General features: G+C 58.8%; 4 protein-coding genes. All 4 read right to left on the minus strand.

Features of this window, described 5'->3' with window-relative positions:
* Positions 1-4 precede the first annotated feature (4 nt).
* Genes D9N14_RS07330 through D9N14_RS07345 form a run of 4 tightly spaced genes read right to left on the minus strand, consistent with a single transcriptional unit; the run spans position 5 to position 13,915 of the window.
* Positions 5-457, minus strand: coding sequence for a hypothetical protein (locus D9N14_RS07330; protein WP_290578558.1), 453 nt, complete (start codon positions 455-457; stop codon positions 5-7).
* Positions 447-2,870 (minus strand): hypothetical protein, encoded by a 2,424-nt coding sequence (locus D9N14_RS07335; protein WP_290578560.1) that lies wholly within the window; start codon positions 2,868-2,870, stop codon positions 447-449. Before D9N14_RS07335 ends, D9N14_RS07330 begins: the two co-directional genes overlap by 11 nt.
* Positions 2,871-2,882: 12 nt before the next feature.
* Positions 2,883-9,203 carry an SDR family NAD(P)-dependent oxidoreductase gene (locus tag D9N14_RS07340; RefSeq protein ID WP_290578562.1) on the minus strand — a complete coding sequence of 2,107 codons (6,321 nt, stop codon included), beginning with the start codon at positions 9,201-9,203 and terminating at the stop codon, positions 2,883-2,885.
* Positions 9,200-13,915, minus strand: coding sequence for a type I polyketide synthase (locus tag D9N14_RS07345; protein WP_290578564.1), 4,716 nt, complete (start codon positions 13,913-13,915; stop codon positions 9,200-9,202). Before D9N14_RS07345 ends, D9N14_RS07340 begins: the two co-directional genes overlap by 4 nt.
* Between the last annotated feature and the right edge of the window lie 204 nt (positions 13,916-14,119).

The following is a 14,119-nucleotide window of genomic DNA, read 5'->3' on the forward strand; positions in this document are numbered from 1 at the left end:
CGAGTTAAGGGACTGCCACTTCTTCTGCTTCATATTTTGTTTTTATTTTATTCAAACCAACAACGTAGGAGGTGCAATAGATCAGCACCACCGTATAGACAGGTAACACGGTCAACAGCACATTGGGGGTAGCCGCCAGCCAATGGGCCACCAGCATCAGACAGAGGGAACCGGAGCTCACCAACAGGATGGCACCTGCCTGGCCTTTGGCACTGTCACCAAAGCGCAGGAACAGGGCTTCCAGCAACGCACTGCCAAACGCCGTGGTCAGCAGGTTAACTCCGCCCTGGAACAAGCCGGACACCAGCGCCTGCTCGGGTAGCTCCCGGTTGGCCCAATACGCCCAGCAAAACCAGGTGATTGCAGAAGCCAATGCAGCCGTGATGACCCTCGCCCTGGGGGAGCGGATCAGAGGCAGCAGGCGGGTGCGGAATAAGGAACCCGGACTACCCGTCATGGGTTCGCCGGCAGCGGATTGGCAGCAATCTGCCCCGCTGTTTGTGCCCACCCAAAGCGATCAGCAGCATCGCCAACAACAACCACTCGACCGCACCGGCGCTGCCTTCACTGACCGTGACATTACTCAGACCTTCTTCAATCAGATCGGTAATATCGTCATCGGTATCGGTGCCTCCTGGTATGAGATCGTCCAGTCCGCCGCTGTTTTCCGCGTCTTCCACCGCCAATTGCTTGGCATTGGCACAGCGCGCCGCATCCAGACCCAACAATTCACAACGCCACTCGATGGCGTGCTGCACCGCCTGTACCCCGCCCCGGTTGAAGTGGGTGAGGAAGTCCTCCGCATCGCCGGCATAGATTGCATCCACAATGGCGTCGATTTGATTGGCATCGTTGGTGCCCAGCAAACCGGACAGGTAATCCGCAAACGGCACACCGTCGGGAATCTCCGTCCCGATTCCCGCCAGGCCGCCCAACACAGCGATATCCCCCAATCCCAGGGAATCCTCGATATCGAATTCCTTCAACGCGTTCAACGCTTCTTCCGCCTGTTCCAAACCATAGCCACTCTGCACCAGGCCATAGCCGTTCTCAAACCCAGCCAGCCCGTCTGTGCCAAAGCGCAGGTTGGCTTCCGGTTCGATCACTTCTTTCAACAGCGGCAAGTCCACCAGTTCCGCAGAGGCCCGGGTGGCATCGTTGCTCATGCTGCCATCACCAAGGGAATAATGCATTCCCATCGGGCGCGGTGACCGGCCGGCGGGCGGTGAACGATACCAGTGCGCAAAATTGTTACCGTCAGCAATATCCACGTAGTGTTGCATCATGGCCAGCACAAACAGCATTTCCGCGCCATTCATATTCTGGGGAATCACATTGCTGGTGAAGTCATCCCAGAAGGTTGATTCGGAAAACACCTGCATCAGGCTGCCGGCACCGTTCACCAGATATGCCCCCTGCAATTCCGGCGCCGTTGCACCAATGGTCACCCCCAGCATCGCCCCCAGAGACATTCCATCAAACATCACCCGGGAGCCATCCAGTGCCGGCAAATTGGGATAGTCACTGTGTTCCCAGTTGGCCAGGTACTGCGGCAGGATATGACTGGCACTGCTGATCAGTACATTGTGATCCACGGTGGCCTGCACAAACATGCCCAGCAACTGCATGATGGTCAGCGGCGAGGTTACCGCCAGGGCGATATGGGGTTCCTTGAGGGAGTCAAAATCGGTGACGCGGGAGCCATGATTGGGGTGATCAATGGCAATGGTGGCCATGCCCAATCGATCCCCCATGATGAAACCACTGCGGGTCAGTTCTTTGAAGTTACCCAAGCCATGGCCCCATACCGAAATCGGCACCGGCTCGGCCTTGTCCCACTTGGGCAAGGTCAGCACAAAATCGGTGATGCGGCGGGATGGGTCGGAAATAGACTCGTAAGGAGGATACACACCGCCATCCGGGCTGCGGAAGTTCACCAGGGACACATCCCCTTTCAGGGTCACCAGGCCAAAGTTCGGATCCCCCAAAGGCTCACTGACCTTCAGGTTACGCAGGTAGTTGGGGTACGCCAACGCGGAGGCCACCATCTGCTGGATGGGTTCCACCACTTCGGCTTCCCGCCGTACCGTGAACCAGGTAAACGACAGCACATCAGAGCGGTCAATGCCCAGGTCATCCATGGCGTTCAGTGGTGTGTTGTAGACATAGTTCAGCAACCAACCGGCATTGCGGTTCAATGCCTTTTGCACCCCTTCTGAGGCGGTGAACAACTCCACGTTGGAAGAGCTGTAGAAACCATCGTTCAACGCGGATTTGAACAACACTGCAATGTACTTTTCACCAAATTCAAAACGGGTGCGGGGCCAACCGATAATAACCGGGCGGGATTCCCGCAGATCCCGTTCCGGCTGCGCTGCGCCACTTAATGACACGACCATGGGCACCCGTTCACCGGTGGCCAGGTTGTAGACATGAAGATAGCCTTCACCGTCTTTGGGAATATCGGAGAGCGGCCAGTCATTCAGCTCGAACAACACAGGCCCCAGCGCAGAAAAACCGGTGCTGTCGTTGAAAATCCGGGTGGGTCGAAAGGCGGCCGGGAACTGGGCCTGCGCCGGCAATAGCGTACGTACCAAGCCGGAGGTGCGCCGATCCAGGATGGAGTCGGCGAAGTTATAGCGCCCAACGGTATTGCGGAACAGGTCACTGGGAAACGGCAGGCCGCAGGTTTCCACTGCCAACGGATTGCAGGTGCTTGCCGGCGATAAACCGGCAGCCGATAGGTTGACTGATGAGACCAACAAGCCTGCAGCCACCATCAGGAATCCGGCGGCGGCACGTGGACGCCGGAGCTGTCTGCACAACAAGACCTGTTTGAGTACGCCGCTAAGCAGTGAGATGGTTCCCATTGATCTTCTCTCTTATGCCAACAGTTCCTGAATCCTGCGGAACGTTTCAGGCTGTTTCACAATGCCCTGGTGATCAGCCTGAATCAACGTCCATTTGATTCGGTTATTATTATCATTCCAGCCTAAATCGCTGCGCCCATGGGTATGCAAGTCCGCTTTGAACAAGTGTATGTCCCCATCCGCCAACTCCCCTTCTATCTTATAAGTGAGTAAGCTTTTCAGGCGCTTATGATAGGCTCTCCACCACTCTATCAACATTTCTTCAGACACTTCAATGCCAATCGTGGGGAGATATTGTTTCAACCATTGTAACTTTGTGTTGTCGTCCGGCTGCTGATTAAAATCAGCAAAATGTTGCGGCGTTAGGCCTAATTCCACTGCAAACATCAGGCGCTGAAAAGCAGGGTCAAAGGTGATCTCATGCAGGCCATCCGCAAATCCACTGTCCAGCATCACCAGGCGCGGCAGCGGCTTGCGTTGCACATGCAGTTGCGCCAGGATTTCATACCCCAGCACCCCTGCCATAGACCAGCCGACCAGCATGGTTTGCGGGTGCAGTAAGCCGTTCTCTTCCAGTAATCCGATCAGGCCCCGCGCCATGGCGGAAATCTCGGTGTGCCCCTTATCAAGCATGGGCACGGTGGCGGCAAACGCCTGGAATCCCCCCAAGGCTCCCGCCATCTGACCATAAGCACTGGGGATGCCCAATGCCGTGGGCAGAAACACCAGGCGCTGCGCACTCTCGACATCCGGGTTGATGGCATCCAGGCGATAATCATCCCCTCGCGCGATGCAATCCGGCAGGGTCAGAGACAAACGCTGGGTATGTACCCGGGCATCATCCCCGGAAGCCAATTGTGCCAGTTCCCGAATGGTGGGGAACTGAAACAGGTTAGCCACCGTGATCGGCAATCCCAGCCGGTTGTTGATGGCGGACACCACCTGGGTGGCATTGATGGAGTGGCCACCGTACTCAAAGAACGTGCGCGTGACATCGGTTACCGGCCGCCCCAAAACATCACTCCAGATGGCAGCCAGTTGTTGTTCCGTTGCGGTGGCAGGGGCTTCGCCCTGGTCTTCCGCTTGTACCCGCAGGACGTGCAGCTGGTCCGGGCGAATCATCCCCTGTGCATTCCGGGCCAGAGGCTCTGAACTGATCTGAATATTCCACTGCGGTGTGTGGGCGTGGGCCATGAGGGCCGGTGTCAACGCTTGCAGTTTTGTCTGCAGTTGCGCCCGCTGCGGCGCAGACCTGTCCTGAGCAGGACTGTTCAGAGCATGGCTGTCCAGAGCAGGACCGTCCACCAGCACGTCGATGAGCTCCCGGCTTCGCTCCCAGGACACCACCTGTTTGTGGATCTCAGCATTACGGGCATCGAGCCCAATGCAATAGTTGTCAGGGGGCAGCTGCAACGCCCGGGCAATCAGTCCGGCATCCTGTGCAAGGGACAGCGGCAGAAAGCCCTTGTTGCGGGCCATCTGCAGATCGGCGGTGGAGAACTGGCGGGCCATGCCTGCGCCCTGCCAGACACTCCAGTTCAAACACCAACTGCGGATGGATGTGGTTCGATTCAAGGTCTCGGTTATCTGGCTTTGCAGAGCATTGGCCGCACTGTAGGCCGCTGCTGACTGACCACCGAAAAAACCATTGACGGAGCCGAACTGCACCAGAATGCTATCAGGCCAATGCGCTTTCAGGTATTCAGCCAGGGCCCGGGTGCCTTCAGCCTTGGGCTGCATCACGGTATGCCAATGAGCATCCGTCAGTCCGTCAAGGGGCGCCATGCCCATGACACCGGCCAAATGGAACACACCGTCCAGGCGCTTGCTGTCGATGGCGGCCAACGCGGCATTCAGGTTATTCGTCAGGGTTTGCGGCTGCCAATCCGGCAAGCAGACATAGTGGATCTGCTCGCCATAGCGGGCCCGGAGCTGATTGAAGCGGGACAACCGCCGGCTGTCACCCGCCAATGGCTGCCGTCCGGACAGAATTACCTGAGCTTTGCGCTCCCGGATCAGGTAGTCGCACAGGCTTTGCGCCAAGCCACCCAGGCCACCGCTGATCAGGTAGGTGCCCCGACGCGCGATGGGCTCATTGGGAACCGGATTTTGCGCCACGTTCACCAGGCCGATGGAGACTTCTTGCGCGTCCTGCTGCCAGACGATGCTGCCCGGTTGTGGGTACGTTGGACGATCCAAGCCCGGCGTCAGCACACAAGCCAGTTGCTCAAGCCCTGTTTCCTGGCGCAGGGTTTCGAGCAACGGCTTGATCAGGGACAGTGCTTCCTGGTGAGGTGTCTGCAGCCAGATGGCCAATGCTGTGTGGGCACGCAACGCCATCAGCTGCGGCAGCGATTCCGCCAATAGCCGGGCACATGCCAACAGCCCGCGCTCAGGCTGCTGTAAATCCAGATCCAGATCCAGATCCAAAGCGCCGAGGTTCAACAGCAGAGGGGCTGCGTGTTGATCTGCGGTTTCATTTGCCTCCAACCGTTTCACCTCCAACCTCTCCGCCTCTGACAAGGTCAGGCACTCATATTCCTGTTGAACGGTTTGGATTTTGCGTACGCGACGCTGGAACGCAAACAACGTGTCCACCCTGGATGGGTCAGTACGATGCCGCTCCACGTAATCCTGCACTGCCGCCTGATAATGATCGGCTTCAAATAGTTTCTTGAACTGGCCACGCTGAATCTTACCACTGGTGGTTTTGTGGAAATGGTCCTGGCTGACCTCGATGACATAGCGGGGTACCACACTGAAACTTTCCCCAACCCGGGCGGCGATTTGCCGCTCCAGGGCGGTACGATCCGCTTCCGGCTCTGCCACATAGAACAGCACCAGCACATCACTGTTGGCACCCTGCTCCAGGCTGACACCGGTGGCGGCAACAAAGGTGGGTTTCACACCACTGACCCTGGCAGCCACCTGTTCCAATTCAAAACAGTAGTAATTGGCCCCGTTCACCACGATCATTTCTTTTTCGCGACCGGTGAGAATCAGGTGCCCGTTCCAGATGAAGCCAAGGTCACCGGAGTTGAACCAGCCGTCCCCCACAAAGGCCTCCGCGTTGGCCTCTGGATTGTTCAGATACCCCGGCGTCACCACCGGGCCCCGAATCTGCATGCGGCCGATGACGCCTTCTTTCAACAGCTGATTGTTCTGGTCAGTGATGCGCACTTCCACACCGGGAATCACCGGCCCCAGATCCACAAAACCCTGTCCCAGGGTGGGATCGGACACCACGTCCACCACGGAGGGATCATCGGTGGGTCGAAAATGCACGGACAGGGATTGTGATGCGTGATTATTGTAGGTCATGCAGGTGCAGGCTTCCGCCATACCAAACGCCGGTTGTACAGCATCCTCATGCAAGCCATAGGGTGCCAACGCCGCCTGGAAGCCCTGCACCACCGGGGCCAATACCTGCTCCCCGGCGTTCATCAGAATCTTCACGCAACGTAAATCCAGCGCCAGGGATTCCTCGCTGAGTGCCAATGCATCCAGCACCCGCTGATACGCAAAATTCGGCGCCCAACTGAAGTTCACCCGATAACGGGACAGGGCTTTCAGCCACAACAGCGGATCGGACAACACGGCCGCAGTGGGCAATTGTATCTGCTGAATGCCCAGCACCACGTCTTTCAAATGGGTGGTGAGGATGGGCACCACATGGTCGAACGGAAGCCAGTTAAGGCTCACATCCTCAGCACTGTAACCATTGAACCGGGCAGACGAGACCACATGATGCAGCACACCCTGATGAGTGATCTGGATGGCTTTGGGGGTACCGGTGCTGCCGGAGGTCAACTGCAGGAAGGCCACAGGATCGGCTTGAAACGCCGGGGTGGGCATGGGTTCGCCGTGCTCCAGCAGGCGGTCGGCATCGATCACTGTTTTGCCGTCACCCAGCCAGCCTTGCGTGTCCGCCACCCGCGCCCGATCAGCCGCCACGATCAACCCGGTGTAGTTGTGGGCCACGTTATACAGTTTCTGTGCCACCCCGTTGCGCTCATGATAGTGTTCCGGTGTTGCCACCACCAGAGGGCGAATGCCCAGTAGCACCGCGCCCCACCAGACCGCAAAAAAGCGCTGGTCAAACCGCATTTGCAACAGCAGGATATCGCCAGCGTGCAGACCCGACTGCAGCAGACCGGTGGCGGCCACATGGGCATCCTGTTCCAGCTGGGCATAGGTGTAGAGTTGCTCGGCGCCGTTCTCAGCAACAAAGACAAAACCTTTTTGCGGGAACGCAGCGGCAGTCTGTTGCAGGGCGGCAAACAGATGTGTGGGTGCATCAGGGGACTCGCCTTGCCCCGCGTCGGCTTGTGGCGCAAATGCCTGGCCCTGCATCCAGGCATCCGGACGGGCGTCGAGGTTTACCTGGGATAGCGGCGTAACCAAGGCCTTCGGCGCAGCCGTCTGTTTCAATTGCCCTTGGGAAAACGTGGGCAACAGCTCCCGCTGGCGCCCAATCAACAGATCCGCCGCCGATCCTCCGGCCTGCTCCAGCAATGTTGCCAGGTAACGCTGGTCCAGGGCAGTCTGTTGCCGCAATGCCCAGGTATCGACGGCACCACTGACGGTATAAGGTAACGCAGGCAGGCAGACCACGTCGTCCACTAACTGCAGCAGGTCCGGCAACATCGACTGCGCTGTTTCCGCTGAGCTCACCAGCATAAGCCGACGGAACCATTCTCCCGCCGGCGTTCGATCCACCAGCACCTGATAATCATACTGTGCCAGTTGCGGCAGTTGCTGCGCCAGTGTCTGTTGCACTTGCTCGACAAGCACTTGCTCCGCTGCATTGGCAGGACTTTCCAGAAACTGTTGTATGCTGGTTTCTGCCGGGGTTTCCAGGCTACGGGCCATCAATTCCAGTACCTGCCGGGCAAATCCCTCCACGGTTTCTGCCTGGTACAAACTGGTCTGGTAGGTCCAGTTCATTTCAAAGTGATCACCCAGGTCACTCACTGCCAACATGACATCATAGGGCGCACCGCGGGGCCCGCTCATGGGCAGGATGTCTTTGATGAAGCCGTCTTTGGGCATCATATCGGCGTTGCCCTGATGCCAGACGAACATCAGCTGGAACAGCGGCGTGCGGCTGCTGTCCCGGGGTGGATTGCAATCCTGTACCACAATGGGGAAGGGGCATTCCTGGTATTCCATCGCCGCCAACAGGGTTTTCTTCACCTGGCTGAACAGACTCTGCAGCGAGGCCTCCGGTCGCACCCGTGCGCGCAACACCACCGGGTTGGCAAAATCCCCCACCACCTGGTCCATGCCCTTGCGGGAGCGCCCCATGGTGGGTGTACCTACCAGAAAATCCTGCGCACTGGTGCGTTGATGTACCAGCAACTGGAATGCGGCCTGCACGAACACAAACGGCGTAATACTGTTGTGTTTGCAGAATTGCTTGATCAGCCGATATTGTTCCGGGGCTACCCGCTGGGTGAAGGTTTTGGCTTGCAGTTGCAACAGCGGTGGCCGCGGTTTGTCTTCGGGTAACGAGATGGCCAACGGCGCGCCGGTCAACTGCTGTTGCCAGTAAAACCGCTCCTGTTTGCCACGGGCGCTCTCCAGAAAGTGTTGTTGCCACTCCACATGTTCACGGTAGCGGGCGCTCACCGGTTGTACAGACAGCGCCTGGCCGCGGGCGGCTTCCTGGTAATACTGTTTGATGTCCTGGGCCACGATCAGCAGCGCCCACAGGTCCGCACCCACGTGCTGGATGGTGGCCATCAGGATATCCCCCTGCACGGTATTGCGGAACAGCTTCACCCGCAGGCAGGACTCATGGTGCAGGTCGAACGGCGCGTCTGCTTCCTGCTCCAGTTGTTGTTGTAATTCCTGCTGGCTCCATTGACGGCCATCCACAAATTGCAGTGGCATGGGCAGGTGGCTCCACACCCGCTGACGCGGCCCCAGATCGGTGTCCGTAAAGGTGCTGCGCAGCACCGGATGCCGCACCATCAGGGCGTGGAATGCCTGTTTCACCGCCGCTTCATCAATGCCCTCCGCCAGGGTGCAAGCGAAGGTGGTGTTGTAGGCCGGGCTGTTGGGCGCAAACTTGTAGAGCATCCAGATGGCGCCCTGGGTATACGCCAGGGGGTACTCATCCTGCAGCTCCGGCGCGTGGTCAGCATTGCTGTCTTCTGCCTGCGCTTTCAACCAGGCGAGAATGGCCGGCTTGTTGGCCTTCAGCACCGCTACCAGATCCTGGGTCATCAATTCCTTGGGCGCTTTGAAACGCAGGGCCTCGCCCTCCAGCCACAACTCCAGGCCGCGCTCCAGGTGCGGCTGCAGCAGGTGCTCAATGCCCGCGGTCATAGTACACCTTCGACAACATCATCAACCCTGTCATCGGTTTCAGCGGCCGCCTCTTCACCGTTCAACTGGGCGTCACCGTTCAACTGGGCGTCACCGTTCAACTGGGCGTCACCGTTCAACTGGGCGTTATAGGCTTCCGCCATCCATTGGGCCACATCCCGTAAACTGGCGCCACCCAGCATTCGCACCACGGGCAACTCCACTTCCGTCACCTTGGTGACGCGGTTTTTAAACTCCACCGCCAGCAGGGAATCGATCCCCATGTCAATCAGGGGCTGACTGTCATCCACTTCATCAGGCATCAACTGCAGCGCTTTGGCCAACTGTTGCTTGAGGTAGACCAGCAGGCGTTCGCCACGCTCGTCTTCGGGGCACTCTGCCAGTTCCTCTTTGAAGGCGATGTCCTCAGCGTTGAGTTCCACATCACCGTTCAAAAGCGCAGCCGGATCTTCCGGGTCTGAAACCGATTTCAGCAGCCCCCCAGCGGCAGTGATCTCCATCAGCGGTTTGAAACGCTGCCAACGGATGTCGGCCACAATCACCTGGGGCTCATCACAGTTGAGCAGACGCCCGAAGGTTTGCGTGCCGATGGACTGGTTCATCTGCAACAGGCCCCGTTTTTCCGCCTGATCACCGGACTCGTCGGTGACCATACCGGATTCTGCCCAGGGGCCCCAGTTCAGGACGATGCCTGGTTTACCCCGTTGCCGGCGGCGCTGGATCACGGCATCCACCACCTGATTGGCGGCGCTGTAATGGAAGTTACCCGCAGAGCCCCAAACAGAGGCAATGGAGGAATAGGCGGCAAAGAAATCCAGAGCATCCTGCTCCGTGAGTTCATCCAGCCATTGGATGCCAAGGACTTTGTTGGCCATCAGGTTGTGGCAGCGCTCAACGTAGAGTTCCTGCAGCGGGCACAGCTCAAACACGCCGGCGGCATGCACCACCCCTTTGATCGGGCGGTCCAGACGCAAGCGATTCAAGACCGGCTCCAAGGCAGAGCGGTCCGTGAGATCCACCGGCGGGATCTCCACCTGGGCGCCCAGTTTGCGCAGCCCCTCCACCCGCTCAACGGCGGTCCCGCTCACCCCGGATCGGCTCAGTAACGCCAGGTGGCGGGCGCCCATGCGCACCATCCATTCAGCAATGGACAGGCCCAGGGAGCCGGTGCCACCGGCAATAACATAAAAGCCCTCGTCGGTCAGTTTGCGATTGCGGTTGGCCAGGCCATCGGCGTTTACGCGGGCCACGGCAGGCGCCCACCAGCTTTGCTGTCGCAACGCCACCCAGGGGCGATCCACTCCGTTGGTCATGGCCCTGGCCACCTGTAATGCGTTGGCTTTTGAGAAGCTTTCCACGTCCACAGCGGCTTTCATTTTATCCGCCAGTTCCAGGCTCAGGTTCTTGGCAAAGCCCAGCACCATGGCTTGTTCCGGTTTGACTTCCGCCAACTGATTTGGGGTTGCCGTGGCCGACTCGGTTAACAGCCACAGTTCCACATGGGGTGTTTGCTGCACGGTTTTGGCCACACTCAATACCAGGCGGGTCAGAGCTGAAGACACATCCGCTGCATTGGCGTGTTCCAATCCCGCGGTGGACAAGACCAGGCGCAAGGGCTGCCCCGCCGATGCAGAGGACAGCAGCTGCTGCAATAAATGGCTGGCATCGCCTTCCCGGGTCAGGGTCTCCCGCTCCGCCGCCGACTCGATGGTGACCGTATCGTGTTCAAACTGATAACAGGCGGTGGTCACCGCCGTGGCCTGCTCCCCCAGTTGTGAGGCAAACTCATCGGCAATGGAATACGTTGGGAACAGCAACACCCAGGAACCCTGTCCGACGGGCAGGTCGTGCAGGGGCTCGGTGGGTTCCCAACGTAACTGGTACAGCCAGTTTCTGGCTTTCTCTGGCAGCTCCTGGCGCTGCATATAGGCACGCAGGGTTTCGTTCCAGAAACTTTTGCGCTGGTAACAATAGGTGGGCAGGGAAAGCGGCGCCACCTGTTTCACCGGCACCACGGCCGCCCAGTTCAGGTCCAGCCCCGCCACATAGAGCTGGGCCAGACTGCGGGTAATGGTGTCCAGACTACTGTGATTTTTCTGCAGGCTCGCCACCGTCACCAGCTTTTCATCACTGTGGTGTTGCTGATGATGTTGCGCCAATGCGTCCTGCACCATGGACGCCAGGGCGGCACCGGGACCCACTTCCAACGCCACGTCCACCTGCGCCTCCAGCAAGCCCTGGGCACAGGCCAGGAAGTTCACCGGATTGCGAATCTGCTGCACCCAGTAGTCTGCTTCGGCCATCTGTTTGCCCACATGCTGCCCGTTGAGGTTGGACAGCACCCGCATGCGGGGCACGGTGAATTTGATGTCGCTGATGGCGGCCCGGAACTGATCCAGAATGGGCTCCATGGCTTGGGTGTGAAACGCATGCTGCACCGGCAACAGTCGACACTCCACCGACTGCGCCTGCAGTGCGGCCTGCAACGCCTGCACCGCTTGCGGCGGCCCGCCCACCACGGTGTTCTGGGGGCCATTCAGGGCGCAGATTTCCAGATCGGGATGATCCTCCAACCGGCTTTGGGTTTGTGCCTGGTCGGCAAACACCACCAGCATGCTGCCCGGCTGCGTTTGCCCCATAAGGCGGGCCCGGGCCGTCACCAGCTTGCCGGCGTCGACCAGATTAAAGACCCCGGCGATGGCGGCAGCGGTGATTTCCCCCACGCTGTGACCCGCCACACAATCCGCTTTGATACCCCATTGCATCCAGGTTTTGGCCAAGGCGTATTCCAGTGCGAACAATGCCGGTTGCGTATACCGGGTCTGGTTTAACAAGGCACTTTGTTCGCCCCACATAATGTCCTGCAACGGCTGATCCAGCTGTGGATTCAATTGTTCGAACACCAGGTCCAGCTGCTGGCGGAAGGCAGGCACCTCGGCATAAAGCTCCTTACCCATGCCAGCAAACTGGGCGCCCTGCCCGGAAAACAACAACGCGACCTTGTAAGTGGGTTTGGCCTTGACGCCACGCAGAATGCCTTCAGCCTGGCCTCGTTTTTCCTTCAGTAACGCACTCAGCTGTTCCACCGATTTGGGCAGGAACGCGGTACGGAATTTGTAGTGATCGCGCCCGGCGGCACAGGTACGTGCTATCTGCGACAAGCTCAATGCGGGGTTCACGTCCATGTGATGCCCCATTGCGTCCTGCCACTGGGCGACCGCCTGAGGCTGTTTGGCCGAGGCGAGCACCAGCGGCGGCACCCAGGGCTGCGCCACCGGCGCGGAATCTTCCGCGCTGGATGCGTCGGTTTTGTGCGGCGGAGAATATTCCTCCAGAATCACATGCACGTTGGTGCCGGTGAAGGCAAACGCGCTGAGCCCGGCCCGCAGTTTACCGTCTTCCGCAGCGTACTGATCCCATTGCGTGAGTTTGTCTGTAACCTGGATCGCCATTTTGCTCCAGGGAATATAGGGGTTCGGTGTGGAGTAGTTGATGTGTGGCGGGATGGTTCGGTGCTGCAGGGACTGAATCAGCTTGATGAGCCCGGCCGCGCCGGCAGCGGCTTCGCTGTGACCGATGTTGGTTTTCGCTGAGCCCACCAACAAGGGATGGCGACGACTCTGCCCGGCACAATACACCGAGTTCAATGCACCCAGTTCGATGGGATCACCCAATGGCGTTCCGGTGCCGTGGGCTTCGATGTAGCTCACATCCTTGGCTTCCAGCTGCGCCTGTTTCAAGGCGGCCCGAATCACGTCTTCCTGGGCAGATTCATTGGGAGCGGTAAAGCCCTGGGATTTGCCATCCTGATTCAGCGCCGTGCCTTTGACCAGAGCCAGAATGTTGTCGCCATCGGCGATGGCGTCCGACAACCGCTTCAGCATCACCACACCACAGCCTTCGGAACGCACATAACCGTCCGCGGCCGCATCAAAGGTTTTGCAGTGGCCATCTTCCGACAACATCCGGGCCTTGGCGAACACGATCGAGATCGCCGGGTTCAGCACCAGGTGCACACCACCGGTCAACGCCGTGTCACATTCGCCTTGTCTCAAGGACTGGCAGGCGTAGTGCAATGCTGTAAGTGATGAGGAGCAGGCGGTGTCCAGGGCCAAGGCCGGGCCTTTGAAATTGTACAGATAGGAGATACGACAGGGAGCCGCGCTCATGGCGTTACCGATGCCCTGCCAGGGCGTCAGTTCTTCGGCTTTGCCCAGGATGCTGCCCAGATGGGCGTAATCGGCCGAGGCGATTCCCATGAAGACACCGGTGCGGCTGCCGTTCAGGCGACCGGGTGCGTAACCGGCCGCTTCCATGGTTTCGTGGCAGACTTCCAGCAACAGGCGATGCTGGGGATCGATGTCCTCCGCCTCACGGGGAGAGATACCAAAGAACTCCGCATCAAACTGGTCCGGATCGTCAATGATACCCAAGCCTTTGGTGTAGATTTTTCCAGGCGCATCCGGGTTGGGATCATAGAGTTCGTCCATGTTCCAACGTTCGCTGTTGTCCTGCTGGGTGATGCAGTCGACGCCGTTGTAGAGACGCTCCCAGAATTGGTCCGGGTTGGTGGAGCCGCCCGGATAGCGGCACCCCATGCCGATGATGGCGATGGGTTCGTGGGCGGCCTTTTGGTATCCGGCCAGCTGGCGCTTCAGCGTTTTGATTTCTTTTAACGCATTCAGCATCAATTCTTGTGTTGATTTGCTCATGTCTGCCCCCGGAGCATTTAGATTGGTTCTTCTAAGATTCCGAACCGTGCCACGGAGCAGCCAGGCAGATCGGTTGAAACACGCCATGAACCCATCCCTGGGGGCTTCACAGCGGCGTCCCTGCCGCTGAGAGTTTCAACCGATCTGCCTGACTGCTCCTCAAGAGTACGGTGTCAATTTCTTCAAACTAAACCAATCCACTTT

The organism is Ketobacter sp., assembly GCF_003671495.1.
In the GTDB taxonomy this organism is placed as follows: Bacteria; Pseudomonadota; Gammaproteobacteria; order Pseudomonadales; family Ketobacteraceae; genus Ketobacter.